Source organism: Amycolatopsis sp. NBC_01480, from assembly GCF_036227205.1.
Taxonomy (GTDB): Bacteria; Actinomycetota; Actinomycetes; order Mycobacteriales; family Pseudonocardiaceae; genus Amycolatopsis.
On record NZ_CP109442.1, the window covers coordinates 7,009,725 to 7,035,798 of the forward strand.

Sequence of the window (26,074 nt, forward strand, 5' to 3'; positions counted from 1 at the left end):
AGTGGTGCTCCGCAAAACCCGGGGTGGCCCCCGTTGGCCCCCGGATGGCGCCGCCCTAAGTTCGTCCCGGAGCCACCGGCTCGTCGGCATGTCCGGCGGTGCTGACCACGGTGCCGATCATTACCACTGCCGATCTGTTGTCATTATCAGGAGAATTGAACTATGGGCCCGGTGCAGACGCTGCACGAATTCGCGTTGAATCTTCTCAGCGACCCGCAGGCACTGGCGGAGTACAACGCCAACCCGCAGGCTGTGCTGAACGGCGCCGGTCTGGGGGACCTGAGCGCGGCGGACGTCCACGACATCATGCCGCTGGTCATGGACACCGCGCCGCTGCCGGCCGCCGGCTCGCCGGCCGGGTTCGCGACCGGTGACGTCACCGGCACGCTGGACCACGTCACCGCGTCCGCGCCCCAGGCGGCGGAAGCCGTCCACAGCGCCACGGGCGCCCTCGGCGGCGAGTCCGGCGTTCTGACCGGGGTCTTCGGCGCGGTCAGCGACATCGCCGACCAGACCGGCCTCAACACCGCCACGCACGGCGCGCTCGGCGACGTCTCCGGCATCGTGGACAGCGTCGCCGGCGCCACCAGCGGCGTGCCGCTGGTCGGCCCGCTGGTCGACGCCGGCGCCATCGACCTGCAGCACACCGTCGGCGCGGTGGGCGATCACCTCTTCGACGGCAAGCTGGTCGGCAGCGTGGTCGACGCCACCACCAACCACCTCGGCGACGCCCTGCTGTGGAAGGCCGCGGTCACCACCGTCGCCCAGGTGCCTGCCGTCGGCGGTCCGCTGAGCGGCGTGGTCGAGGACGTCCGCGTCGGCGGCAGTAGCCTGCTCGGCCAGGTCAACGGGGTCATCGGCTCCACGCCGGTCGGCGTCAACGCCGAGAACATCCAGCCGCACGGCGACTTCGGTGCCGCCGGCGACCTGTCCGGCTCGCTGGACCACGCCGTCTCGGCGCTGCCGGTCGGCCTTCCGGCGCTGCCCGCGGTCCCGGCCCTGCCGGCGGTCCCGGGTGCCTCGGTCCCGGGTGTCCCGGCGGTGCCCGGCGTCCCCGCGCTGCCCGCGGTTCCGGCTCTGCCGGCCATCCCGGGCACGCCGGACGTCTCGTCCACCGTCGGCTCGGTCACCCACACCCTCGCCGGTGCCACCGCGCACCTGCCGATCGCCGGCGACGCGGTGAACCACGCGCTGGCCGCGGCCGGCGAGCACGCTGACACGGGCATCCGCAGCGACGCGCCGACCAGCGACCTCACCAGCACCTCGCACACCGGCGACCTGGTCAGCAACGTGGAGAACCACGCGCACGACCTGACCGCCGGCCTCGACCTGCACCACGGCGTCGAGAGCGCGCTGGGCGACCTGCACATCGGGCACTGAAATCTCGGGCACTGATTCCTGAGTTCGGGCACTGGAACGGGCCCGGGCCTTCCGCCAAGGGAGGCCCGGGCCCGCTTTTGCGCTCGTTGCTTCAGCTCTCGCCGGCCGAACGCGGTTCGGCCAGTGCGTCGGCGCAGACGGTGAGATCGCGGCGCAGGCGGTCCTGCGCCGCGGTGGAGAGCGGCGTGAGCATCCGCTGTTCGACCGACTTCACGAGGGTGCTGGCTGCCCGAAGCTGCTCCCGGCCCGGCGGGGTGAGCCGGCTGGGCAAGGCCCTGCCGTGCGGGGTGCTCGCCGGCCGGGCGACCAGTCCACGGTCCTGTAGCCCGCGCAGCACCAGGTTCATCGACTGGCGCGAGACGAACACGGCACGCGCCAGCTCCGCGTTGGACAGTCCCGGTTGCCGTGCGAGCACTTCGAGGCACGCGTACTGCGGCACGGTCAGGCCCAGCGGACGCAGTTCCGCGTCCATGCGCGTGCGCAGCGCGGCGGCCGCCCGTTTCAGCACATAACCCACGACCTCGTCCAGTGGACCGTCCGGCTCGGCTTGACTCATGTCAACATGATGACATACAGTGACCTATGTCAGCACATTGACACCCATCGCGGAGGGCAGCATGAACGTGACCGGACCCGATTTCCTCGCCCCGCAGGTCCGCCTGGACGCCGCGTCCCCGCGCCCGGGAGCCGGGATCCTGCCGTGGCTGTGCTGCGATGACACGCAAGCACTGCACGGCGAGGCCTGACGGCGGAGGGAGCGAACCATGACCGGCCACACGGTGAACGTCGACGTACTCGGACCTTGGTCGCTCGAAACGTGCAAGCGGTTCTGGGAGGGCTTCGCCCCCGCCGCGCTGGCAGCCCAGCACGCTCCGGCCGAGCTGTGGACGGTGTTCTGCGTCGAGGGCGACTGGAGCCGCGCGGAGGCGCGGGTCGCCCAGCACGGCGGCTCCGCCCGGATCACGGTGACCGGCGACGGCGACCTCGACGCCGCAGTCCGGCAGGTTTGCCGGTTCCTGTCCCTGGACGTCGACGCCCGCGGCTGGCCCGAGGTGGCGCGCCGCGACCGGGTCATCGCCCACGCGCAGGAGCGGCTGCCCGGCCTGCGGCCCTGCGGTTTCCATTCCCCCTACGAGGCCGCGGCGTGGGCCGTGCTGTCCCAGCGGATCCGGATCGGCCAAGCGGCCCGGCTACGCGAGAACCTCATCCGCGACCACGGCCAGGGCGGCGCCTTTCCCACCCCCGGAGCGGTGCGCGGCCTCGATCTCGACCTGCCCGGCCGCAAGAGCGAATACCTGCACGCCGTCGCCGAGGCAGCCTTGGACGGACACCTCGACGGCGACCAGCTCCGGGCGATGAATCCCGACGACGCGGTCCGCCGCGTGCAGGAGGTGAAGGGCCTTGGGCCATTCGCCGCCGAACTGGTCGTCCTCCGCGGCGCCAACGCCCCGGACCTGATCCCGCACCATGAGCACCGGCTCGACAACGAGATCGTCCAGCAGTACGGCCCCGGCCACACGCTGGCCGAGGTGTCCGGCGCCTGGCGGCCGTTCCGCACCTGGGCCTCGGTCCACCTGCGCACCCTGCGCGAAGAACGGACCCACGAAATCGCCGGGCAGACGCGGGCCTGAACCGCACCACAGCCGGCCGCCTCAAGGTGCCGGGATCGCTTTTCCTTTCCTCGCACCGTGTTTGCGCAATGCATCCGAGTCTGCGCCTTCACCACCGTCCGTCGTCGGGCTTACAGCACGCCTGGGAACCGGCGGCGGTGTGGACGGCCAGGTTGCCGGGTACTGGTCCGGTGCCGGTGCGTACGACCGGGTCGTCGGATGCTGGGCCGACGGCGGTGCGCTTGATCAGGTCGCCAGGCAGCGAGACCGGTGCGGTTTGCGTGATCAGGCCGCCGTCCGCACCGGCCGACGTTGCGGCCGTCACGCCTCCGCTCACCACCAGTGCCGCAGTCAGGCCGAGGACCACCGGCCATCGCGTCCGCCTGATCACTGCTGGCCTCCCGTCGCCGATACCACGAACGGTAGCCGCGCGGACGCGGCCTGGCGTCATCAGAAAGGCGGACCGGCCGTCCTCATCGGGGCGGACCAGCGCGGCGTCTCAGGACCCGGGCTCACGCACCCAATGTGGCGTTGGTTGCGTCCAACGCACCGAACGCCACATTGGGGCGGTTCAGGCTCAGCCGAGGCGGCCCTGGCGGGCCCGGAATTCGTCCAGTTCACGACGTTCGCGCTTGGTGGGGCGGCCGGCGCCGCGTTCCCGGCGGGCGACGGGGATCGAGGCTTCCGGCGGCGGGGCCGGGGTCCGGTCGATCAGGCAGGTGGCGGCGTCCGGGGCGCCGACGCGTTTCTGGATCACCCGCGCGACCTCGACGATCCGGGTGTGCTGCCCGTTGCGCAGCCGCACCTCGTCGCCGGCCACCACGGAGGTGGCGGGCTTGGCGGGACGGTCATTCACCCGGACATGCCCGCCCCGGCACGCCGCGGCGGCATCCGCGCGCGTCTTGGTCAGCCGCACCGCCCACAGCCACCGGTCCACTCGGGTCGATTCCACTGGTCCATGATGGCCCGTTTCCGCGGGCGGCGCGCTGCTGGGGCCGGACGGGTCGGTGGCCCGCCCACGGATGCAGCCGGTTTCCGCGTGTGGTGCGCTGCCGGGCAAGGTCTCACACTGGCTCAGGTGACCGCACCCGACTTCGACGAAAACACCCTCCGCGCACTCGCGGACGAGGGCAACGAAACCGCGCTCGACCGGCTGGCCGACCTCGCCGACGCCCGCGGCGACCTCGACCAGCTCTCCGAACTCCTCGACGAAGGCAGCGAGCACGCCGGCCGCCTGCTCACCCGCCGCGCCGTCGCGAGCCGGGAGCTGCGTGAGCTCCAACGACTCTCCGACGCCGGCAGCAGCGAAGCCGAAACCGAGCTGGAACGGCTCCTCCGCGGCGAGTGATCAGGCTGGGCCCGCGATGGTGAGATCCGTGCGGTCCACCGCATCGAAGCGCACGAGGAACTGTTGCCCGACAAAGGGAAGCTCCAGCCGCGAGACGGTGTGGCGGGTCGTCGCGGTGAAGGCGGGAGTGCCGTCGGACGGGGTGACCTGGAGGGTGAACTCGACCTTCGGGTTGTCGTTCGTGGTGATGCCCGTGTCGCGGAACGCGGTGACGGTCGCGGTGCCGGGCACCCCGGCCCGCAGCAGCCGCTTGCGCCGGCGCGAACTCCGGACCACCCCGCGCACGACCAGCACGACGAGCCCGGCGATGACCACGGCCTGGCCGCCGATCCACAGCCCGAGGTTCGCGTCGAAGCCGAAGTACATCATCACTCCGCCGCCGATGAGGAGCAGCAGGCTGATCAGGCCCATCTCCGAAACCCGTTCCGCCCAGACCCGGTTCGCCACCGGGGTTTCGCGGCCGATGATAGAGGGACCGAACCGCGGCGAAAGTGAACTTTCAGGCCCGGGCCCGCCGCAGCCCGGCGATCCGGCGGGAGATCGGGTCGAACTCGCTGACCTTCAGCGCGGCCAGCAGCCCGAACGACACCCCGGCGCCGACCAGCCCCTCCAGCGGCAGCCGGACGATGGCCTGCCAGCTGGGGCCGAGCGAGGCGGGCACCCCGAGCCCGGCCAGGTACGCCGCGCCGGCGCCGAGCGCGCTGACCGCGGTGGTGACCAGGATGACGCGCAGCGCGCGCCGGCTGCGCAGGTGGCCCAGGCGCACCCACAGCCACACCTGCCCGACGACCGCGCCGATCACGTACGTCGCGCCGTTGACCAGCATCGCGCCGAGCACGATGTGCTCACGGTCGAGCACGCCCTGGCAGAGGAACAGCATCGGGATCTTCACCGCGGTCATCACGATCATGATCAGGGTCGGCGTGCGGGCGTCCTTCATCGCGTAGAAAACCCGCAGCTGCAACAGGACCATCGCGTACGGCAGCAAGCCGAGTGCGGAGATGGCCAGGGTCTGGCCGAGCCGGTCGGCGTCGGCGAGCGTGCCCCGGCCCCAGGTGAAGATCGCGATCCCGATCGGCGTGCCGATCACCGCGAGCACGGCGGTGCACGGCAGCAGCAGCACGGTGGAAAGCCGGGCGGCGTAAGAAAGATCGCCCACCAGGCGCGGGGTGTCGCCGTCCGCGGCGGCCCGGCTCATCCGCGGCATGAACGCGGTCAGCAGCGAGACGCCGATGACGCCGTACGGAAGCTGGAACAGCAGCCACGCGTAAGTGTACGCGGTGACGCCGCCGCTGGTGCCGCTGGTCAGCACGTTGGTGTTGACCACCAGCCCGATCTGGCTCACCCCGACGTAGCCCAGGATCCACGCGGCCAGCCCGCCGAACTCCTTCAGCCGCGGGTCGATGCCCCAGCGCCAGCGGAACCGGAAACCACTGCGCAGCAACGGCGGGATCAGCACCACGGCCTGGCAGACGATGCCGAGCGTCACCCCGAGCCCGAGCACCAGCAGCTTCGGGTCGCCCATCCGGACCGGGCTCAGCGAGATCTCGCCGGGCACCAGGTAGAACACGCCGAGCGTGACGAGCACAACGAGGTTGTTGAGCACCGGCGCCCAGGCCGGCGGGCCGAAGACGTTCTTGGCGTTCAGGATCGCGGCGAACAGCGCGAACAGGCCGTAGAAGAAGATCTGCGGCAGCACCAGGTAGCCCAGCGCGGTGGTCAGCGCCGGGCTGGTGTCGGGGGAGGAGCTGTCCACATAGAGCAGGGTGAACAACGGCGCGGCGGCGACGGCGCAGGCCGTGCCCAGCGCGAGCAGCACCAGCGCCATGGTGATCAGCCGCTGCGCGTACGCCTCGCCGCCGTCGGGGTCGTCGTGCGAGCGGACCAGCAACGGGATCACCACACTGGACAGCACCCCGCCCAGCAGCAGCTCGAACACCATGTTCGGCAGGGTGTTGGCGATGTTGAACGAGTCGTTGACCACCCCGGTGCCGATGATCAGCGCCAGCGCGATCTTCCAGCCGAACCCGGTGATCCGGCTGACCAGCGCGGCGACCGCCAGCCGGCTGCTGGACTGGGCCACCGAGCCGGCCGGCCCGATCGGCGACGGCGGCGCCTGCGGGACCGCGACCTGCACCGCGATCTCCGTGTAGGAGCGGGGCACGTCGAGGTCCCGCGTCGGCCAGTGCGCGCCGCCGGGCAGGCTGAGCTCGGACGCGTCGAAGGCGATGAACGCCGTCGCCTCCTCGGGGCGGGGCGGGGTCCGATCGTCTTGCTGCATGAGACGACCCTGCCAGCGGGCGTGACGGCTGTCGACGCCGACCGGCCGGGCCTGCCCGTTCCTGCCGTGCGCAGGGGGCCGCATCAGGGCATTCGTGCCCAGAAGTCCAGGCTGTGCGCTGTGACGTAGTCGACGCCGCCGATCCGCCCGGGCGCCAGCGCTTGGACGTGCCCGGCGCGGGGCCAGTCCGGCAGGCCCAGCAAGGCCGGGTCGCCATGGCGGGCGAAAGCCGTCCAGTACCGGTTCATCTGCTCCGCCAGTTCCTGTTGCGCCGCCGGCAACGCCGGGCCGCCGGGGAGATCGAACTGGTACGCCAGTTCGCTGCCGTGCTGGGCGCCGGAAGGAAAGCCGGGGAACAGCACGGGCGCGTCCTCGTCGGCGAACTCGTACAGCCAGGTTTCGGTGTGCGCGGCGAGGATGCGGCTCAGTTCCCAGACCGGCCCGGCCCAGGCGCGGTCGGTGCTGACCCGCGCCCAGGCGAGGCTCGGGGTGGCGAAACTGCCGACGGGATAACGCGCGGCGACCTCGTCCGCGGCGTCGCCGAAGGCCCCGGCCAGCAGCTGCGGGTAGCTCTCCGCGGTCACGGGATTACCGGCCAGCCCGGCGAAAAAGCGCGCTTCGTCCCGGGTGGTGCCCAGCATCAGCGGCATCCGCTGGAACCGGCCGGCGGCCAACGCGTCAGCGGGCGATTCGGGCAGGACACCGCCGCCGAACGCGGGCCGGATGAACGCGCCCGACACCGGGAGCAGGTCCGCCACCGGAACCTGGCGGAGCTGCGCCAGCGCCGATTCGGCGTCACTGCCCGGCTCGACCCAGCCGTGCTCGATCGCCACGGCGGCGCCGAGCTGCTCCAGCTCCGCCACCGGCGACCACATCGGCGGCAGCGCCGGGAGACCGGGCATGAACAGGTGCGCGGGCGTCGGGCCCAGCGCCCCGAACACGCTCTGCAGAACCGCGCGGTGGAACAGCCCGGCCGAGCCGGGCGCGGTGAGGTGCGCCGCGACGGTGAGCGCCCCGTGGGACTCGCCGACCAGCGTCACGTTCGCCGGGTCTCCGCCGAACCGCGGGATTTCCCGCTGCACCCAGCGCAGCGCGGCCTGCTGGTCCTGCAGGCCGAACGTGCCGCTCTCGTCGAGGCCGGGGTGCCCGAACCAGCCGAGCGCGCCGAGCCGGAAGTTCGGCGCCACGACCACGACGTCGCCGGTGACGGCGAGCCGCCGGGGGTCGTAGCCGGCCGCGGTCCCGTTCGTCCCGCCGCCGCCGTGCAGCCAGACCAGCACCGGGCGTCCGGCGCGCGGGGCGGCGGGCACGGTGACGTTCAGCGTCAGGCAGTCCTCGTCGAGCGAGGCGGCGGCGTCGAACGCCTGCGCTGTTTGCGGCGCGGGCGCTCCGGGCTCGGTCGCGTCGCGGACTCCGGACCAGGGCTCGACCGGCGCGGGCGCGCGCCACCGCCGTTCGCCGACGGGCGCCGCGGCGTACGGGATGCCCTGGAAGGAGTGGTGGTCGTCGCGCCGGAGGCCGCGGACGGTGCCGTCGGTCAACTGGACGGTCACGGGCTCGGTCATCGGGTGCGCTCCGTCGGTGACAATACGATCATATTGCTACCTTAGCCGCACGAGCTCAGTGCTGTCGCGGGGGTTTCCGCCGGCGCGTGGTGAACACCGTGCCGATGGCCTTGTCCAGCACCTCGCGGGCCGGGAACGCGTCCGCGCCCGAGAGCGCGACCTGATCGGCCAGGCCCTGGGTGGTGGCGAGGATCAGGCGGGCGGCGAGCGCGGAGTCGACAGTGGACTCGACTTCGCCGCTCTCCTTGCCGCTTTCGATCACCGACATGACGTACTCGAGCAGCCCGCCACCGGACCGCCGGGCGACGGTGGCGAGGCCGGGATCGTGGTGTGCCTGAGCCTGTAATCCTTGCCGTACGCGGTATTCGAGGTCCCGCTCCGCGTCGAGGGGCAGCAGTTCGACGAGGGTGTCGAGCAGGACCTCCGAGACCGGGCTCCCGGCCGCCTCGCCGCCCCGCACGCGGACCCGCACCCGCTCGCTCATCCGGGCCACGGCGTCCTCGTAGGCGAAACGCAGCAGCGCGTCCTTGCCCGCGAAGTAGTGCTGGATGAGCCCGACGGACACCCCGGCCTCACCGGCGACGCGAGAGAACGACACCGCGCCGAACCCTTCGGCGGCCAGTAACCGCTGGAACGCCCGCGCGATCTGCGCCCGCCGCTGGTCGTGATCGACTACTCGTGGCATGACGGAGATCATACAGTCATATGGGAACCACGCGGCCCGAAGACCCGCTGCGTTTGGGATACCATACGTCTGTGGCGGAACTGATTCTGGCGAATGTCCGCCCCTGGGGCGGCGAGGCTCGCGACGTGCTGGTCCGGGACGGGGTGATCGCCGAGGTCGTCCCGGCGGGGCAGGGGCAGGCGCCGGGAACCCGGGTCGACGGCGGTGGCCGGCTCGCGCTGCCCGGGTTCGTCAACGCGCACGCCCACGTGGACAAGAGCTGGTGGGGCCAGGACTGGGTGTCCTACGGCGGCGAGCCGACCACCCAGGGCCGGATCGCGCACGAGCGGGCCGAGCGGGACCAGCACGGCATCCCGAGCGTCGACGGGGTGGTGGCGGTGCTGCGGGAGTTCCTGCGGCACGGCACCACGGCCACCCGGTCCCATGTGGACGTTGACCTCGGCGTCGGGCTGACCGGCATCGAAGCGGTCGCTGAGGCGGCCGCGGTCCTCGGCGGCGCGGTCGAGGTGGAGGTCGTCGCCTTCCCGCAGGACGGGGTGCAGCGCCGTCCCGGGGTTCTCGACCTGCTGGACCGGGCGGCTGCCGCCGGGGCGGCCGGCATCGGCGGGCTCGACCCGGCTTCGATCGACCGTGATCCGGTGGCGCAGCTGGACGGGCTGTTCCGGATCGCCGAACGGCGCGGCGTCGGCCTCGACATCCACCTGCACGACAGCGGCGAGCTGGGCGCGTTCCAGTACGAGCTGATCATCGACCGGACCCTGCAGACCGGGCTGCAAGGCCGCGTCACGGTCTCGCACGGCTTCGCGCTGGGCGAGCTGCCGGAGCCGCGCCAGTCCGCGTTGCTCGACCGGCTGGCCGAAGCCGGCATCTCGTGGGCGACGGTCGCGCCCGTCCGCACCGCCCCGCTGCCGTGGCGCGGCATGGCCGAGCGCGGCATCCCGATCGGCCTGGGCACCGACGGCATCCGCGACCTGTGGTCCCCGTTCGGCGACGGCGACCTGCTCCGCATCGCGCTCGGCTTCGCCCGGCTCCACGGCCTGCGCACCGACGAAGATCTCAGCTACGCGGTCGAACTCGCCACCGTCCGCGCTGCCGGTTTCGTCCACCGCGCCCGCCACGGCATCGAGCCCGGCGCCCGCGCCGACGTGGTCCTGCTCGACGCGCAGAACGTCCCCGACGCCCTGGTCCGGGTCCCGCGCCGGGCCTTGGTGATGGCTGGCGGCGAGATCGTCGCGCGCGACGGGGAGTTGACGCTCTAGCAGTAGCCTGAGCCGAAACACCGTCCTGAGGGGGAACCGTGACGACACTCGAGAACCGGCCGAACACCGCGTTGCTGGTCATCGACGTGCAGGTGGACGTGGTGGCCGAGGCGTACGAGCGGGACAAAGCCGTCGCGAACATCGCCGGGCTGGTCGAGCGGGCGCGGGAGGACGGGGTGCCCGTTGTATGGGTGCAGCACTCCGACGAGGAGCTCACGCCCGGCAGCGACGGCTGGCGGATCGTCCCCGAACTGGAGCCGCGTGAGGCCGAGCCGGTCGTCGGGAAGCTGTACGGCGATGCCTTCGAGGACACCACACTCGAGACCGTGCTGGCGGACCTCGGCGCCGGGCAGCTGATCGTCACCGGCGCGGAGACCGACGCGTGCATCCGCTCGACCCTGCACGGCGCCTTCGCCCGCGGCTACGACGCGCAGCTGGTCTCCGACGCCCACACGACCAACGACCGCACCGCCTGGGGCGCGCCGTCGCCGGAGCTGGTCATCGCGCACACGAACCTGTACTGGACGCACCAGTCCGCGCCCGGCCGGACCGCCGGCACGGCCACGGCCGCGGACGTGCGGTTCCGCGGCTAGGACTCGTGAGTGGCTATGACGGTTCTAACCGTCATGAACACTCACGAGCTCAGGCCCGGAGTGCTCGGTACTCGTCGACCCGGGCCACCACCGTCGCGTCCACCTTGCTGGGGTGGCCCGCGTCGAACGGCGGCTCGGGGTCGTACTCGATCAGGGTCTGGCTGGCCTTCGCCGCGGTGGTGTCCACGAGCAGCTCCACCAGCCGCAGCGCCATGTCGATGCCGGAGGAGACACCCGCGGCGATGAGCAGGCGCTGGTCCAGGTGCTCGATCACGCGCCGGTGCACGGGTTTCGCGCCCAGCTCGGCCAGTTTGTCCATGGCGCCCCAGTGTGTGGTCGCCTCGAGCCCGTCCAGCAGGCCCGCGGCGGCGAGGATCAGGGAGCCGGTGCAGACGGACGTGGTGAAGCGGGCGCCGACGTAGGTGTCGCGGGCCCAGTCGACGAGCGGGCCGCCGTCGAGCAGCGACCGGGTGCCGACGCCGCCCGGCACGACGACCACGTCGGGGGAGGGCACCTCGTCGTAGGTGGCGTCGACGGTGAGCCCGAGGAAGCCGTTCTCCGTGCGGATTTCACCGCGCCGCTCGCCGACGAACACCAGGTCCAGCGACGGGATCCGCTGCAGCACCTCGTACGGGCCGATGGCGTCGAGCGCGGTCATCCGGGGGAAAGCGGCGATCGCGACCTGCATGGGCAGTCCTTTCAGGACGGTCCGGCGGCGAAGTGCCGCCGGTAGTGGGCGGGCGGCACGCCGAGGCGTCGCACGAACGCCCGGCGCATGGTCTCGGCGGTGCCGAAGCCGGTGCGGACGGCGACCACGGTCACCGGCGCGGGCCCGGACTCCAGGAGCCGGCGGGCGGCGTCCACACGCACCTGCTCCACGTAATCGCCGGGCGGGCAGCCGAGTTCGCGGGCGAACTCGCGGCTGAAGTGGCGCTCGCTCATGCCCGCGTGCGCGGCGAGGGCGGGCACCCGCAGGTCGGTGTCCGGATGGCCGTGGATCAGGTCCTGCGCCTCGCGGATGCCGGGCTTGCGGGCCGGCTCCGTCCACACTGGACCGGCGTACTGGCTCTGCCCTCCCGGCCGGCGCAGGGACACGACCAGCGAGCGCGCGACCTGCTGCGCGACGTCCACGCCGTGGTCGGCCTCGACGAGCGCGAGCGCGAGGTCGATGCCCGCGGTGACGCCCGCGGACGTCCAGACCCGGCCGTCGCGCACGAAGAGCGGGTCGGGCCGCACGTCGACTTCGGGGTAGGCGGCGCCGAGCTGCCCGGCGTACATCCAGTGGGTGGCGGCGGCGTGGCCGTCGAGCACCCCGGCGGCGGCGAGCGGGAACGCGCCGGTGCACACCGAGACGACCCGCGCGGACCGGTCGGCCGCACTGCGCAGCCAGCCGACCAGCTCGTCGTCCGGGGGCAGGTCCCGCGCGCCGGTCCCGCCGGGCACGAGCAGGGTGCCGATCTCGCCGGACGACGGCAGCGGGCCGTCCGGGACGAGCTTCAACCCGCCGTCCGTGGTCACCGGCTCCGGCGTGGCGGCGACCAGCCGCACGGCGTAACCCGGGGCGTCGCCGAGCCGCCGGGTGGCGTACGCCAGCACTTCGTGGGGCCCGGTGACGTCGAGCACCTGCACGCCGTCGAAGACGGGGATCAGGACCAGGTGTTCTCGCACCTCACCAGCGTCGCACCGGGCGGCGGTGGCAGCAATGACGGGTATCCCACCGATCCGGCCATGGGCGTGTCCCCTGCGGGCCGCCCCGGGTGGGGCCGTACCGTCGGGTGGGTCCCGAGGAGGTGCTGGTGGTTCGGATTTCGGACCGGGCGTGGCCGTCGACGGTGGTGCCGAGCGACGAGCACGAGCGCGCCCAGGCCACCGGCCTGCTGTTCCGCCGCATGGGCTGGGTGACCGAGCGGCTCACCCGCGACGAGCGCGAGGACGTCGACCGCCAGCTCGACTTCTGGTACGGCAACGGCTACTGCCCGGACGCGCTGCTCGTCGCGCTGGGCGCCCTGCCGGACGGCACCCGGCAACGGCCGCGCGGGGCGTCGGAGCGGCCGGGGGACTTCCTGCGCTCGCGGCTGAACGGCTGGTTCCGCGACGAGGCCCAGGCGTCGATGACCGACGTGCTGGAGCCGCCCCGGCAGGGCCAGACGTTCGAAGCCTGGTTCGCCGCGAGCCGTCGGCGGGCGCTCGAGGAGGGCAGCTACCGGCGGCGTCCGCAGCTGTCCGAGTCCGGCACCAAGGCCCGTGAGGAAGCGCGTGAGTTCGCTGCGTCGCGCCGGCGCGACCCGATCGCCCGGCTGCGCGAGAGCGAACGGCGGCGGGCGGAGGCGTTGGAGAGCCTCAAAGTCCCGGGGGTGGAGCCCGCGCGTGACGCCGTGGTCCCGCTCGCGCCGCCCGAGGTGCGGTCCACGCCGCGGATGGTCGCCAGCTTCGCCGGTCGCCAGTCCGTCGCCGCCCGCTCGCCCCAGGTCGTGCGGATCGTGGAACGGCTTCGCGCCGAGAAGCGCGGGCCGTCGAAAGCCGAGCTGGCCGTGCTCCGCAACGCGGTGCGCGACGCCCACCACAACGCCGGCATCGGCACGCTGGAGGCGGCGAGCGCCGAGGTGAGCGACGAGGCCGGTGTGCTCACTCCCGAGGGCGTCCGCATTCTGGCGTTCCTCGACCAGGCCAGCGCTTCCCAGCTGCCGCTCGACGCGATGGTCGCGATCCTGACGCTGGCCGTCGACTCGCCGTTCCCGCCCCAGGACTGAAAGAGGTTCTCCGCAGCCATGGATCAGCAGACCATGGTTGCGCCCTTCGGATCCCGCCACGCTGGGGGAGAACCGAAGGGAAGGACTACGAAGATGAAGCAGACTCCGAATACGGTTTTCCTGACCGGGGCGACCTCGGGCATCGGGCTCGGGCTGGCGCTGCGGCTGCACGACCTCGGCAACAAGGTGATCATCAGCGGGCGCCGCAAGGACCTGCTCGACCGGATCGCCGCCGAGCACCCGGGGATCGAGACCGTCACCCTCGACGTCGCCGACCCCGCGCGGATCGCGGAGGTGGCCGACGAGGTCACCCGCGCCCACCCGGAGCTGAACGTGGTGGCCACCGTCGCCGGGATCATGCTGCCGGAGCGTCTGCTGGACCCCGCGCACCTGGCGACCGCCGAGGCGACGGTGGAGACCAACCTGCTCGGCACGATCCGGGTCCTGTCGGCGTTCCTGCCGTTCCTCGCCGAGCAGCCGGAGGCCGCGGTGATCACGGTCAGCTCGGGTCTGGCGTTCGTGCCGCTGCCGTTGACGCCGACCTACGCCGCCACGAAGGCCGCGATCCACTCGTACACCGAGTCACTGCGCGTCCAGCTGGCGGACACGCCGGTGCGGGTCTTCGAGCTGGCCCCGCCCGCCGTGCAGACCGCGCTGATGAACCAGGAGAACGACGAGAACGCGATGCCGCTGGAGCCGTTCCTCAGCGAGACGATGGACCTGCTCACCACCCAGGAGGACGGCGAGCTTCTGGTCGAGACGGTGAAACCACTGCGCTACGCCGAGCGTGACGGGTCGTACCCGCAGATTCTGGCTCAGCTGAGCCACTACTGAGCTGCGTGTCTGCGGCGGCCCGGACTCCCGGCGGCTTCGCCTGTTTGCGCCCCAATATGGCGTTCGGTGCTCCGGCCCTGCCCCACCACCACCCTCAACGGAGGCGCTCCACGCCCAGCCTTGATTCCACGCACCGAACGCCACATTGGGGCGCATCGGGCCAAGTCGATCGGCGGCGGATCGGCGGGGATCAGCTGGGGCGGCAGCGGTCAGCGGCGCGGGCGCAACGCCGCCAGCACCGCGCCCAGGCTCGGCAGCCAGCGCTGGCGCGGGTCGGGGGCGGTGAGCCATTCCACGGCGACGCCGGTGGGGCGCGGGCCGATCGGCAGGGGGACCAGGGCGCCGCAGTCGAGCAGTTCCACGTCCTTGGGCAGGGTGCCGCGCGGGGGGACCAGGCCGTCGGTCTCGGCGAGCAGCGCGGCCCGCGCGCCGTGCTGGGTGGGCAGGGTCAGGGCCGGGCCCTGGCAGCCCGTCGCGGCCAGCCGCTGCAGCACCGGGGTCGCGGTCAGCTTCGGCAGGGTGACCGCGCAGAGCCCGTTTTCCAGCACCAGGAACAGCCCCTGCCCGCGCCACTGGACCGACCAGCCGAACAGCCGCCCGTAATACGCGTCGAAACGCTCGGACTCCGGCCGCGTGGCGCCGGTCGGCTGGAGCTGCTGGTCGAGGGTCATCGTCGACGCCTTCCACTCGGTGGGGAGGGCTCGGGCGGCCTGGCTCCCGGTACCCGTCGCCCAGTCTAACGGCACTCAGTGCCACTAGCAAGACGGGCTGCTACCGTTCCGGACCATGACGGAAACGCCGCGCCGCTCGCCGGCCACGCGGGTCGGGGCCACCGCCGCCGGCCGCCGGGAGCTGCGCCGGGCGCTGGCGGCGGCCGCGATCGACCTGTTCGTGGCCCAGGGCTACGAGGCGACGACCGTCGACGAGATCGCCGCCGCGGCGGGTGTCGGGCGGCGCACGTTCTTCCGTTACTTCGACGCCAAGGACGACGTCATCTTCGCCAACCACGACGAGATCGTGGCGGAGATGGAGCGGGTGTTCGACACCGCCGGCCCGGGCGGCGACCCGGTCGAGGTGGCCTGCGCGACGGTCGGCCTGGTGCTCGACTACTACGCCGCGGACCTCGACGTCTCGGTCAAGCGGTTCGCGCTCACCCGCACCGTGCCTTCCTTGCGGGACAAGGAGGTCGCGACCGTGGACCGGTACCAGCGCGTGCTCGCGCGCTACCTCCGGCGGCGGTTCGCCGAGCAGGGCGACGACTCCGCGGACCTGCGCGCGGCCGTCGCCGCCGCCGCGATCGCCGCGGCCAACAACCACGTGCTGCGCAGCTGGCTGCGCAGCGGCGGCGAGGACGACATCGCGGCCAGCGCGGCGCACGCGTTCGGGCTCGTCGCGGCCGCCTTCCGTCAGCCCGGAACTGCGGGCGGGCCGGGGAGCGAGGCCGACGGGACCGCCGGCGGGAGCGCCACCGTGGTCGCCGTGATGAGCACCGCGACGCCGCTGCACGAGGTCGTCGCGCGGGTCGGCGCGGCCCTGCGCAGCGCCGGCGCCGATCCGGGACAAGTGCACTCAGTGCCGTAAGACCCCGAGTCTCGAAACGACGGAAGCGCCGCCGGCCCGTGCGGACCGGCGGCGCTTCCGTGTTTTCTCGTCAGTGCACTGTGGACGGAGCTGGGGGAGCCGGGGTTACGGCGCCTGGTCCAGCTGGGTGGCCTTCACCGCGTTGCCGACCTGGGTGCAGTCGGCGGTGGTGGTGCCGGCGACGCCGGTCTGGGCGTTGGTGCTGCACGCGGAGTTCAGCGCCGTGCCCAGGTCCTTGAAGGTGGACGTCGGGCGGAGCAGGTTCTCCACCTTCCACCAGAGCGCGATCGCCTTGTCCTCGCCGAGGCCGGTGACGGTCTGGCCGTTGAAGCTGTCGCCGTCGGTGATCAGGTAGTCGACCTTGTCGACGACACCCGCGTCGATGTGCGGGTCGCCGTTCTCGTCGGTCCAGTACTGGCCGTTGACGCGGTCCGGCCCGGGGCCCTCGCCCGAGTTGGCGGGGTTCTTCATGTCACGCACCTGGCCGATGGACGAGCCCGCGCCCATCATCCAGCGGTTGGCGCCCTGCACGTTGGCGTCCTTGGCCTTGAACGCGATGAACTGGCCCATCACGTCGGACATGCCCTCGTTCAGCGCGCCCGCGTAGCCGCTGCCGAGCTGCGAGGTGTGCTGGGTGACGCCGTGGGTGAGCTCGTGACCGGTGATGTCCATCGTGGTCACGCCCTCGCCGAAGGCCATCTGCTCGCCGTCCCAGAAGGCGTTGGCCCACGGGCACTGCTGCTGGCCGTTCTGGGTCTCGCACATGCGGACGGTGCCGCGCAGCGCCTTGCCCTTGCCGTCGCCGTAGTCGGCGCCGATGTTGGCGGTCAGGTCGTACGAGGCGGCGCTGGTGTAGAAGTCCTGTGCCGCGCCGAAGAAGTCGTAGACGTGGTTGACGTCCTCGGTCGCGACCGGCGCCTGGCCCTCGGTGCGGGTGATCTTGAACGCCTGGCCGGCGCCGCAGCGGATGTCCTCCAGCGTGGCGGTGTCCAGGTCGACGACTTTGCGGTTGGCGTCGCAGACCTCGCGGTTCACGCCCGCGTGCTTCGTCTCGCCCCACACGGTCAGCACCTGGCCGCTGCCCGCGCCGACCACCGCGGTCCACTTGTCCTCGGGGTCGATCCCGTTGACGGGCACGAAGTAGGTGGGCACGGCGGTGGCGTCCTTGCTGTCGCCGCCGAGGCTCGCGTCGTACCAGTACGCCTGCTCGGCGCCGGCCTTGAGGCCAGCGACCTTGCCGGCCTTCTTCGTGACGGCGTCCAGCGCCGCCTTCGAGGCCCGTGCCTGCGCCCCGCGCGCGTCGGCGGGGAAGGCGCCTTCGCTGTGCTGGGTGGTCTTGCCGAGGGCGGCGAGCAGCGCGCCGCGGGAGTCGAGGTCCTGCACGATCTGCGCGCCGTACACCGGCACGCCGCCGATGGTCTGCTGCAGCCGCGCGACGTTGCCGCCCGGCAGCGCCTGCACGCCCGCCAGCTTCAGGTCACCGACGCCGAGGCCGAACTGCTTCGCCAGTCCCGCGATGTGGGAACCGGCCGCCGCGGCGACGTTCCCGGCCTGGGCCTGCGCGGCGGCCAGCGGCGCCGCCGGGCGGACGGCGATGACGTGGCCCTGCGAGTCGGTGCTCACCTGGTCGGTCTGCTGGGTGGCCGCGGTGGCCGCGCCACCCGCCGCCACCAGGAGTGACGACGTGGCCAGGGCCGTCGTCAGGACAGCCAGCCGTTTTGAGGACATGGATCACCTTCCGCGTAGTGGGTCATCCCGAGTGACCCGCTGCGGGCAGTTTCGATAACGGCGCGGCCGGTAATCAGGGCCGAAAGTAGGGAGTGGCGGCGAGACCAGCCGTTGGATAGAAACCGTATAAAACGGACAGTCCTAACCGGATTTCCCTGGTGTGGCACGAATTATTGCCGACTTGCAGTGGGAACCGTTGTCGGAAAGGTGATCATGCGGTGCTCCTTTGTGGACGCACCGGCGATGGGTCAGGCGCGGTGGTACTGGGCCGGGGTGGCCACTTCGCCGCCCAGCTCGGCCGCGGCGTGGCGAGCCCAGTACGGGTCGCGCAGCAGTGCCCGGCCCAGCAGGACGGCGTCGGCGCGGCCGTCCGCCACGATCTCGGCGGCCTGCCGCGGCTCGGTGATCATCCCGACGGCGGCGACCGGCAGGCCGGTTTCGGTGCGCACGCGCTCGGCGAACGGCACCTGGAAGCCCGGCGCGGCCTCGATCTTCGCGTCCGGCGCGTTGCCGCCGGTGGACACGTCGAGCAGGTCGACGCCGCGGGTCAGCAGTTCTTTGGCCAGCCGCACGGTTTCGTCGGCGGTCCAGCCCTCGCGGGGGTCGTCGGCGTTCTCGCTCAGCCAGTCCGTCGCGGAGACGCGGAAGAACACCGGCAGGTCCTCGGGCCACACGGCGCGCACCGCGTCGACGACCTCCAGCGCGAAGCGGATGCGGCCCTCGAACGAGCCGCCGTAGCCATCGGTGCGCCGGTTGGTGAACGGCGAAAGGAACTGGTGGATCAGGTAACCGTGCGCCCCATGGATTTCGGCGACGTCGAACCCGGCGGCGCGAGCCCGTTTGGCGGCTTCGCCGAACTGGCCGACGATCTCCGCGATTTGTTCCGTGGTCAGCTCTTCCGGCGTCGTGGAGGCTTCGGCGAACGGCACGGGGCTGGCGCTCACCGGCGTCCAGCCGTGCTCGGCGTCGGCCGGGATCGGCGCGCCGCGGTCGACCCAGGTGCGCTCGGTGGAGGCCTTGCGGCCCGCGTGTGCGAGCTGGATGCCCGGCACCGTGCCCTGCGTGCGCAGGAAATCGGTGATCCGCCGGAACGCGGCGACCTGGGTGTCGTCCCAGATGCCGAGATCGTACGGGCTGATCCGGCCCTCGGGGCTGACGGCGGTGGCCTCCGTGAGGATGAGCCCGGTCCCGCCGGCCGCGCGGGAGGCGAGGTGGGCGAAGTGCCAATCGGTCGGGACTCCGGCGAGCTCCCCGGCGGGCGCCGCGCTGTACTGGCACATCGGCGCCATCCAGACCCGGTTCGGGAAGGTCAGCGACCGGAGGGTGTACGGCTCGAACAGCGTGCTCATACGGGCGGCTCCGCGAAGTGTGCTGGGTGCGCAGCCGCTAGCCGCGACAGCGCTCTACCGGCTTCGACAATAATTGCCGACGCGAAGTATTTTCAAGGGATCAGCCCAGTGCTGTGGATCATAGGATGCCGGGCGGACGCTTCACGCAGGCGCCCGGGGAACGGTGGTCGCCGCGGGAAACGGCGGTCGCTGGGAGGAACACTCGCCGGATTGCCGCCAGCCGCTCGGTGACCGTGGCAAAACTGTGCGCCCCCGCCCCGTCCCGCCATCATTCGAGCGGCGCGTCCACCGGCTCCATGTAGAAGCGCGTCCGGGTGATCAGCCCGTCTTCGACCACCATGACGATCACGCCCCGCTGGTGGAACCGGGCGCCGTCCGGACCGGTGCCGTCGAACTCCCACTCCGCCCAGGCCTCGTCCCCGGCGTGGGCGCGGCCGGTCACCGTGGCCTGGATGTCCGGAAGGTCGCGAGGAGCGTCTCCCAGTTGCGCCGCACCTGGTCCCGGCCGGTGAACGAACGGGACGGGTGTGCCGGGAAGGTGCTCTCGTACACCGGCGCGAAACACGCGGTCAGCGCGTCGAGGTCGTGCCGGTTGATCGCGTCGGCCAGGCGGTCGGCCACGGGGAGTGTCATGCGTCCTCACCCTGGTCGCGCTGCCTGAGCCAAGATGTGCCCCGGGACACGGCGCCGGGCGTGAGTATCCACAAGGGACACTCACGACCGGCCGATCTGTGTCAGCGCAACGCGTTCACCGTCACGGTCAGCGTATCGGGGTCACCAGCCTGGACGGCGCCGCTGAAGTCCGGGCCGGGGGAGACGTCGTCGTACGGGAACGCGTAACCCCGGTTGTCCGGCAGTTTGCTGTGCACGATGCGGGCGTAGTGGTTGGTCTCGGCGGCCTGGTAGAACTTCGCCGGGTCCTCGCCGGTCGGCTGGTTCGCGTTGTCCAGCAGGGTGGTGCGGTTCAGCGCGGCGGCCAGGCGCGGGATGATCGCCTTGCGGGCGTCGCTGTCGCCGGCCTTGATCGCGAACGGGCCGCTGTCGCAGCTCCACACGTCGGCCGTCACCGGTTTGGTGAAGGCCTCGCCGTTGTTGAACGTCAGCACGCCGTCGGAGCCGACGCGGCCGGTGAACACGCCGAGGCCGGGCACCTGCGTGTCGACGGTCAGGTCCGTGCCGGTGTACTTCTGCCACGCCTGGTCGATGTAGCCGTCGAGGTACCCGCTGAACTGGTCCGCGCGGTAGTGCGCGCTCAGCGCCCGCACCGGCCTGCCGTCCGAGCCGGCCTCGATCAGCGAGCTCCAGGCGCCGCCCTGGGTCTTGAGCGCGTCGGCGATCGGGTCCAGCGATTTGGCCGGCAGGCCCGGCACGGTCTGGTCGCCGGAGCCGGCGGTGGTCAGGTGCAGGCCGAGCGGGATGGCGACGAAGTCGACGTAGCTGATGTTGGCGAACAGCACCGCGTCGTTGAAGGTGAACTCGCAGAACGACCAGTTGCGGTTGTAGTTCGCGTCGCCGCTGTTGAGGAAGCTCGGGTGCACGAGCGCGGGGCCGGGGTTGACGAAGAAGTCGAGCTTGTCGTCGGTGACGAAGTAGACCCGCGCGCCGGCCATCTTCGGCACGTTCACCTGCGAGAGCGTCTTGATCGGGATCGCGCAGTCCTCGCCGAGCGGCGTCTGCTCCGCCGACGGCGACGGCGGGTAGTACGGCGAGCCGTCGGCCTTCAGCACCACCAGCTTGTTGTCGGGCGTCGTGCCGGTGACGTAGGCGTAGGTGGCGCCCGCGCCGGTCTGATCGTCGAACGCCAGCTTGAAGGTGTCCGGGGTGGCCGCGGTGCGGTTCAGGGCCGCCGACGCAAGGCCGTTGCCCCACAACGGAAAGGTGGCCGCGGCCGCGGACGCGCCGAGAAAAGCTCGCCGGGAAATCAAGGAAACCGCCTCCAGGGATAGCGCTGTTGATCGGTTCAGTGCCGGGCACCGTAGCCACGCGTGGAAGCGAAGGTCAACGAATAACCGCGGGCTTGACCCTTTTTGTCAGTGAATTACGGACGGAAGTCGGTAGTCCCGCGAACCGGCCCGCAAGGTCTGGACCACCTGGGTGAGCCGTCAAGGACTCCTTGCCCGCGTCCCGCGCCGGTAAGGAGTCCTTGACGGCGCGGGCAGCGGCAGGTGGAGCCGCTGTCAAGGTGCTAATACGTATTAGTCCCGCCATCACCCAGAATCGGACAGAATCCGCCGCCGAGGTTGACGGAGACGGTCGCGTCGCAGAGCCTTCGCTAATCCGCATTAGCGACGAGGAGGTGCGCGCAGGTGGCAGCGCGAGGCAGGACGCCGCGGCAGGCGGACATCGCCCGGATCGCCGGGGTCTCCCAGGCGACGGTGTCCGTCGTCCTGGCCGGCAACCGCGGCGTGCGGATGGCCGAGGCCACCCGGCACCGGGTGCTGGAGGTCGCCGAACGGCTCGGTTACGTGCCGCACCCGGTCGCGACGCGGCTGGCGTCGGCGCGGTCGAACATGCTGGGGCTCTACACCTTCCGCACCACGTTCCCGACCGACACCGCCGACTCGTACCACCCGATCCTGGCCGGGGTCGAGGAGGAAGCCGCCGCGCTGGGGCAGGACCTGATCCTGTTCACCGGCACCGCCGGGTCCGGCGCGCTGCGCGAGGCCGCGATCCGCCGCACCCGGATGGCCGACGGCTGCCTGTTCTTCGGCCGGCACGTGCCGGAGGAGCCGGTGGCGCGGCTGGTCGACTCCGGCTTCCCGTTCGTCTACATCGGACGGCGGCCGGAGCTGGGCGGGCGGATCCCGTACGTCGGGGCCGATTACGTCACCGCGTCGGCGGAGGTGCTGCGGCGGCTGACCGCGCTGGGGCACCGCGAGATCCGGTACGTCCGCGAACTGGACGAGGCCCCCTCGTCCAGCGACCGGCAGCGCGGGGTGCTCGAAGCGGCGCCGCGCACGGAGATCGTGCGGGTCGGCGGGCCGGAGGTGCACCCGGACACGGTGCGGGGCTGGGTCCGCGACGGCGTCACCGCCGTGGTGGTCGAGGGCACCGACACCGGGGCCGCGCACGCCGCGGTGCGCACTGCCGTCAAGGCCGCCGGACTGTCCACTCCGGACGATCTCTCACTGGCCGTGCTCGGCGGCCCGCCCGGGGTGAGCGGGTTCGCGGTGCCGATGCGGGAGATGGGCCGGTGCGCGGTGCGCCTGCTCGTCGACCTCGTCACCGAGCAGGACACGACGCCGCAGCAGCTGCTGTGGTGCCCACCGGTGGCCGGCGACTCCGTCGGCGCACCACGATCCCGTTAGGACGGAGCATGGCTGAACTCGGCACCGAGATCCTCGTGGCAGGCGGTGGCACCGGTGGCGTGGCCGCGGCGCTGGCCGCCGCCGGAGCGGGGCATCGGGTCGTGCTGACCGAGGAGACCGACTGGGTCGGCGGCCAGTTCACCGCCCAGGCGGTGCCACCGGACGAGAACCCGTGGATCGAGCGCTTCGGCGGCACAGCCTCGTATCGGGGCTTCCGCGAAGGGATCCGCGACTACTACCGGCGGCACTACCCGCTGCGGGCCGAGGCCGCGCGGCTGGCGGACCTCAACCCCGGCGCGGGACGCGTCAGCAAGCTCTGCCACGAGCCGCGGGTCGCGCTCGCGGTGCTCGAATCCCTGCTGGCGCCGCACCGTTCGGCCGGGCGGATCACCGTGCTCACCGGGCACCGGCCGGTCTCGGCCGACGTGACCGGCGACCGGGTCGACGCCGTCACGTTCGAAGGCCCGGACGGAGAGCACACCACGGTGCGGGCCGATTATGTGCTGGACGCGACCGAAAACGGCGACCTGCTGCCGCTCGCGGGCGTCGAGTTCGCCGTCGGCGCCGAGTCGCGCGACGAGCACGGCGAACCGCACGCGCCGGAGCGGGCCGACCCGGGGAACTTGCAGGGTTTCACTTACTGCTTCGCGGTTTCCCACCACACCGGCCAGGACCACGTGATCGACCGGCCGTCGATGTACGGCTTCTGGCGCGACTACCGGCCGGAGTTCTGGCCTGGCCCGCTGCTCGGCTTCCTGGCGCCCGACCCGCGCTCGCTGGAGCCGGTGCCGCGCACCTTCGACCCGAATCCGGACACCGATCCGCTGGCCATCAGCGCCGACCAGAGCGCCGACGCGGGGGACAAGGAGCTGTGGGGCTTCCGCCGCATCCTGGCCCGCGGGCTGCACCGGCCCGGGGCGTTCGACTCCGATCTGACGCTGGTCAACTGGCCGCTCAACGACTACTGGCTGCGGCCCGGCCTGGAGATCGACGGCGTCAGCACGGCCGAGGACGTCACGCGCGCCCACTACGAAGCCAAACAGCTGTCGCTTTCGGTGCTGTACTGGCTGCAGACCGAGGCCCCGCGGCTCGACGGCGGCACCGGCTTCCCCGGCCTCAAACTGCGCCCGGACGTCGTCGGCACGAAGGACGGCCTCGCGAAGTCCGCGTACGTCCGCGAGGGCCGGCGCATCCGCGCGGTCACCACGGTGGTCGAGCAGGACGTGTCGCTCGACCTGCTCGGCGCGACCGGGCGCAAGTCCCATGTGGACTCGGTCGGCGTCGGCAGCTACCGGCTCGACCTGCACCCCTCGACCGCCGGTGACAACTACGTCGACGTGCCGAGTGTGCCGTTCGAGATCCCGCTCGGCGCGCTGCTGCCGCGGCGGATGCGGAACCTGCTGCCCGCGGGCAAGAACATCGGCACCACGCACATCACCAACGGCTGCCACCGGCTGCACCCGGTGGAGTGGAACGTCGGCGAGGTCGCCGGCCACCTCGCGGGCTTCGCGCTGCGGCGCGGCGGCGAACCCCACCAGGTTCGTGAAGACCCGAAGCTGTTCGACGAGTTCGCCCGCCTGCTCGACCAGGCCGGCGTCGAGCGGCGCTGGCCCGAAGTCCGCGGCTACTGAAGGCCCCATTCCCCAGGAGGTATGGACAATGACGGTCCATCCCGGTCCCGTGCGGATCGGCATCGACGTGGGTGGCACGTTCACCGACGCGGTCGCCGTGGACGCGCACTCGTTCGAGCTGCTCGGCCAGGTGAAGGTGCCGACCAGCCACGACCACGCCGACGGCGTCGCCCACGGCATCCTGGAGGCGCTGGAGAAACTGCAGGCCGAGGCCGGGATCGGCGCCGGGGACGTGTCGTTCCTCGCGCACGGCACCACGCAGGCGACCAACGCGCTGCTGGAAGGCGACGTCGCGACCGTCGGCATCGCGGGCATCGGCGCGGGCTTCGACGGCTTCGCCACCCGTCGGCTCGAGGCGCTCGGCAAGATGGAGCTGGCGCCCGGCCGTCGGCTGCCCCTGCGGTACGCGGCCGTGCGAGACCTCGGCGACGCCGACGCGGCCGTCACTTCGCTGGTCGAGCAGGGGGCCGAGGTGGTGGTGGCCGTCGAGCCGTTCAGCGTCGACGATCCCGAGGGCGAGCGCGCGGTGGTCGCCGCGGCCCGGGAGCGCGGGCTGCTCGCGACCGCGACGCACGAGATCACCAGCCTGTACGGCCTGACCAAACGGGCCCGGACGGCGGTGCTGAACGCGGGCATCATGCCGCGCATGGTGTCGACCGCCGATCTGGTCGAGGCCAGCGTGCAGCGGGCGGGCATCACCGCTCCGCTGATGGTGGTCCGCGGCGACGGTGGCGTGATGTCGCTGCCGGAGATGCGCCGCCGTCCGCTGCTGACGGCGCTGTCCGGGCCGGCCGCGGGCGTGGCGGGCGCGCTGATGGGGGAGAAGCTCAGCGAGGGCGTTTTCCTGGAAACCGGCGGGACTTCCACCGACATCAGCGTGATCCGCCGCGGCCGCGTGCCGGTGCGGCACGCTCAGCTCGGCGGGCGGGAGACCTACCTGCCCGCGCTGGACGTCCGCACGGTCGGCATCGGCGGCGGCTCGCTCGTCCGGTTCTCCGGCCGCGCCGTCACCGAAGTCGGCCCGCGCAGCGCGCACATCGCGGGGTTGCCGTACGCCTGCTTCGCGCCCGCTTCAGCGCTTACCGGCGCGAAGCTGGTGACGGTCTCACCGCGTCCGGACGACCCGGACGACTACGTCGCGCTCGAAGCAGCGGACGGCCGCCGGTACGCGCTCACGCTCACCTGCGCGGCCAACGCACTCGGCGTCGTGCCCGCCGGTTCCTACGCCCGCGCCGAGCCGGAAGCCTCGCGTCTCGCGGTGCAGCCGCTGGCCGAAGCGCTGGGGTTGCCCGTGGCGGAGGCCGCGCGGATTGTCTTGCGCCAGGCCGTGAAACCGGTGCGCGCGGTCGTCGAGATGCTGGTCCGCGAGTACCGCCTCGACCACCCGTCGCTGGTCGGCGGGGGCGGCGGCGCGGCGGCGGTGACGCCGTTCCTCGGCGAGGAGACCGGACACGACTGGCGGATCGCGGCGCACAGCGAGGTGATCAGCCCACTCGGCGCGGCGCTGGCGCTGGTGCGCGAGTCGGTCGAGCGGATCGTACCGGGTCCGTCCAATGCGGACATACTGGCCGCCCGCGCCGAGGCCGAGGCGGCGGTGGTCGCGCAGGGCGCGGACCCGGCCGGCGTCGAGGTGGACGTGACGGTGGACCCGACCCGCAACCTGATCCGCGCGGTCGCCACCGGGGCCACGGAGCTGCGCACCAAGGATCGTGCGTCCACTGTGGACGAAAAGGCGATGCGGGACGGGGTGGCGCGCAGCCTCGGCGTGCCGCTCGGCGAGGTGGCGGAGCTGGCCACGACGGCGCAGCATCGCGTGTTCGGCGCCCGCTCCCGGCGTCCGGGCTGGCTCGGGCGGTTCGCCGCGCCGGTGGAGCACGTGCGGGTGGTCGACGCCGAGGGGGTCGTGCGGCTGCACAGTGCCGGGGCGCTGGTCGAGAAGACCGACGTCGGCGCCGCGCCGGCCCGCCTCGCCACGCTTGTCGACAAACACACTCGGTACGGCGACGGCGGTTCGCGCGCGCCCGCGGTGTGGCTGCTGGTCGGGCCGAAGATCGCCGACCTGTCCGGGGTGCTCGACCGCGACCAGCTCGTGGCGCTGATCGGCGCCGAGCTGAAGACCCGGGCGGCGGACGAGCCGGTCGTCGCGATTCTGGAGGACCGGCGATGAACACC

The 26,074-nt window shown here is 72.3% G+C and carries 25 protein-coding genes and 1 pseudogene; 12 read left to right on the top strand and 14 right to left on the bottom strand.

Annotation, left to right across the window (positions count from 1 at the left end; translation table 11 throughout):
- Positions 1–162: 162 nt before the first annotated feature.
- A complete protein-coding gene (locus OG371_RS33420; RefSeq protein WP_329059623.1) occupies positions 163–1,380 on the top strand; it encodes an IniB N-terminal domain-containing protein in 1,218 nt (405 codons plus the stop codon).
- Positions 1,381–1,471: 91 nt separating this feature from the next.
- On the opposite strand, the gene OG371_RS33425 is transcribed toward OG371_RS33420, so the two are convergent.
- A complete protein-coding gene (locus OG371_RS33425) occupies positions 1,472–1,936 on the bottom strand; it encodes a MarR family winged helix-turn-helix transcriptional regulator (RefSeq protein ID WP_329059625.1) in 465 nt (154 codons plus the stop codon).
- Between the two features lie 61 nt (positions 1,937–1,997).
- On the opposite strand from OG371_RS33425, the gene OG371_RS33430 reads away from it, so the two are divergent.
- Positions 1,998–2,126 carry a hypothetical protein gene (locus tag OG371_RS33430; RefSeq protein ID WP_329059627.1) on the top strand — a complete coding sequence of 43 codons (129 nt, stop codon included), beginning with the start codon at positions 1,998–2,000 and terminating at the stop codon, positions 2,124–2,126.
- Between the two features lie 18 nt (positions 2,127–2,144).
- Positions 2,145–3,011 carry a DNA-3-methyladenine glycosylase family protein gene (locus OG371_RS33435; protein ID WP_329059629.1) on the top strand — a complete coding sequence of 289 codons (867 nt, stop codon included), beginning with the start codon at positions 2,145–2,147 and terminating at the stop codon, positions 3,009–3,011.
- Positions 3,012–3,099: 88 nt separating this feature from the next.
- Here the strand turns inward: OG371_RS33435 and OG371_RS33440 are convergent, their stop codons facing one another.
- Together OG371_RS33440 and OG371_RS33445 are read right to left on the bottom strand one after the other, a co-directional pair.
- Positions 3,100–3,381, bottom strand: a complete 282-nt coding sequence (locus OG371_RS33440) for a hypothetical protein (protein WP_329059630.1) — start codon at positions 3,379–3,381, stop codon at positions 3,100–3,102.
- Between the two features lie 186 nt (positions 3,382–3,567).
- A complete protein-coding gene (locus tag OG371_RS33445) occupies positions 3,568–3,942 on the bottom strand; it encodes an RNA-binding S4 domain-containing protein (protein WP_329059632.1) in 375 nt (124 codons plus the stop codon).
- A gap of 126 nt (positions 3,943–4,068) precedes the next feature.
- Here OG371_RS33445 and OG371_RS33450 point away from each other — a divergent pair, with 126 nt between their 5' ends.
- A complete protein-coding gene (locus OG371_RS33450; protein ID WP_329059633.1) occupies positions 4,069–4,338 on the top strand; it encodes a hypothetical protein in 270 nt (89 codons plus the stop codon).
- Here OG371_RS33450 and OG371_RS33455 read toward each other — a convergent pair whose 3' ends face one another.
- From OG371_RS33455 to OG371_RS33470, 4 genes are all read right to left on the bottom strand, one after another.
- On the bottom strand, positions 4,339–4,785 hold the full coding sequence (locus OG371_RS33455; RefSeq protein WP_329059634.1) for a hypothetical protein: 447 nt from the start codon (positions 4,783–4,785) through the stop codon (positions 4,339–4,341).
- A gap of 52 nt (positions 4,786–4,837) precedes the next feature.
- Positions 4,838–6,619, bottom strand: a complete 1,782-nt coding sequence (murJ, locus tag OG371_RS33460; protein ID WP_329059635.1) for a murein biosynthesis integral membrane protein MurJ — start codon at positions 6,617–6,619, stop codon at positions 4,838–4,840.
- Between the two features lie 83 nt (positions 6,620–6,702).
- Entirely contained in the window at positions 6,703–8,184 is a 1,482-nt protein-coding gene (locus OG371_RS33465) for a carboxylesterase/lipase family protein (RefSeq protein WP_329059637.1), read from the bottom strand.
- 55 nt (positions 8,185–8,239) lie between these two features.
- Complete coding sequence (locus OG371_RS33470) at positions 8,240–8,869, bottom strand: TetR/AcrR family transcriptional regulator (protein WP_329059638.1); 630 nt, start codon at positions 8,867–8,869, stop codon at positions 8,240–8,242.
- A 71-nt stretch (positions 8,870–8,940) separates the two neighbouring features.
- Here OG371_RS33470 and OG371_RS33475 point away from each other — a divergent pair, with 71 nt between their 5' ends.
- Entirely contained in the window at positions 8,941–10,128 is a 1,188-nt protein-coding gene (locus OG371_RS33475; protein ID WP_329059640.1) for an amidohydrolase, read from the top strand.
- A gap of 38 nt (positions 10,129–10,166) precedes the next feature.
- Positions 10,167–10,721 carry a cysteine hydrolase family protein gene (locus tag OG371_RS33480; protein WP_329059642.1) on the top strand — a complete coding sequence of 185 codons (555 nt, stop codon included), beginning with the start codon at positions 10,167–10,169 and terminating at the stop codon, positions 10,719–10,721.
- A 49-nt stretch (positions 10,722–10,770) separates the two neighbouring features.
- On the opposite strand, the gene OG371_RS33485 is transcribed toward OG371_RS33480, so the two are convergent.
- Both OG371_RS33485 and OG371_RS33490 read right to left on the bottom strand, forming a co-directional pair.
- Entirely contained in the window at positions 10,771–11,409 is a 639-nt protein-coding gene (locus tag OG371_RS33485) for a DJ-1/PfpI family protein (RefSeq protein WP_329059643.1), read from the bottom strand.
- Between the two features lie 11 nt (positions 11,410–11,420).
- Entirely contained in the window at positions 11,421–12,389 is a 969-nt protein-coding gene (locus OG371_RS33490) for a GlxA family transcriptional regulator (RefSeq protein WP_329059645.1), read from the bottom strand.
- Positions 12,390–12,517: 128 nt separating this feature from the next.
- Between OG371_RS33490 and OG371_RS33495 the strand changes: the two genes are divergently transcribed.
- Together OG371_RS33495 and OG371_RS33500 are read left to right on the top strand one after the other, a co-directional pair.
- Positions 12,518–13,471, top strand: a complete 954-nt coding sequence (locus tag OG371_RS33495) for a hypothetical protein (RefSeq protein WP_329059646.1) — start codon at positions 12,518–12,520, stop codon at positions 13,469–13,471.
- Positions 13,472–13,564: 93 nt separating this feature from the next.
- Complete coding sequence (locus OG371_RS33500) at positions 13,565–14,305, top strand: SDR family oxidoreductase (protein ID WP_329059648.1); 741 nt, start codon at positions 13,565–13,567, stop codon at positions 14,303–14,305.
- Positions 14,306–14,514: 209 nt separating this feature from the next.
- Here OG371_RS33500 and OG371_RS33505 read toward each other — a convergent pair whose 3' ends face one another.
- Positions 14,515–14,976 (bottom strand): hypothetical protein, encoded by a 462-nt coding sequence (locus tag OG371_RS33505; RefSeq protein ID WP_329059649.1) that lies wholly within the window; start codon positions 14,974–14,976, stop codon positions 14,515–14,517.
- A 115-nt stretch (positions 14,977–15,091) separates the two neighbouring features.
- Between OG371_RS33505 and OG371_RS33510 the strand changes: the two genes are divergently transcribed.
- On the top strand, positions 15,092–15,886 hold the full coding sequence (locus OG371_RS33510) for a TetR family transcriptional regulator (protein WP_329059651.1): 795 nt from the start codon (positions 15,092–15,094) through the stop codon (positions 15,884–15,886).
- Positions 15,887–15,991: 105 nt separating this feature from the next.
- Here the strand turns inward: OG371_RS33510 and OG371_RS33515 are convergent, their stop codons facing one another.
- From OG371_RS33515 to OG371_RS33535, 4 genes and pseudogenes are all read right to left on the bottom strand, one after another.
- The gene (locus OG371_RS33515; RefSeq protein ID WP_329059653.1) at positions 15,992–17,614 is read right to left on the bottom strand and encodes a M4 family metallopeptidase; all 1,623 of its coding nucleotides are present in this window, start codon (positions 17,612–17,614) and stop codon (positions 15,992–15,994) included.
- Positions 17,615–17,862: 248 nt separating this feature from the next.
- Positions 17,863–18,963, bottom strand: a complete 1,101-nt coding sequence (locus OG371_RS33520) for an NADH:flavin oxidoreductase/NADH oxidase (protein WP_329059654.1) — start codon at positions 18,961–18,963, stop codon at positions 17,863–17,865.
- A gap of 268 nt (positions 18,964–19,231) precedes the next feature.
- Positions 19,232–19,596 (bottom strand): annotated as a pseudogene (locus OG371_RS33525) (nuclear transport factor 2 family protein).
- A 101-nt stretch (positions 19,597–19,697) separates the two neighbouring features.
- On the bottom strand, positions 19,698–20,888 hold the full coding sequence (locus OG371_RS33535) for a glycoside hydrolase family 64 protein (protein WP_329059657.1): 1,191 nt from the start codon (positions 20,886–20,888) through the stop codon (positions 19,698–19,700).
- Positions 20,889–21,269: 381 nt separating this feature from the next.
- Between OG371_RS33535 and OG371_RS33540 the strand changes: the two genes are divergently transcribed.
- From OG371_RS33540 to OG371_RS33550, 3 genes are read left to right on the top strand one after another with little or no spacing between them, the layout of a single operon-like run.
- Positions 21,270–22,271: a LacI family DNA-binding transcriptional regulator gene (locus OG371_RS33540; protein WP_329059659.1), complete on the top strand. Its 1,002-nt coding sequence runs from the start codon at positions 21,270–21,272 to the stop codon at positions 22,269–22,271.
- An 8-nt stretch (positions 22,272–22,279) separates the two neighbouring features.
- A complete protein-coding gene (locus OG371_RS33545) occupies positions 22,280–23,902 on the top strand; it encodes an FAD-dependent oxidoreductase (protein ID WP_329059661.1) in 1,623 nt (540 codons plus the stop codon).
- 28 nt (positions 23,903–23,930) lie between these two features.
- The gene (locus tag OG371_RS33550; RefSeq protein ID WP_329059662.1) at positions 23,931–26,069 is read left to right on the top strand and encodes a hydantoinase/oxoprolinase family protein; all 2,139 of its coding nucleotides are present in this window, start codon (positions 23,931–23,933) and stop codon (positions 26,067–26,069) included.
- The last annotated feature ends 5 nt before the right edge of the window (positions 26,070–26,074 follow it).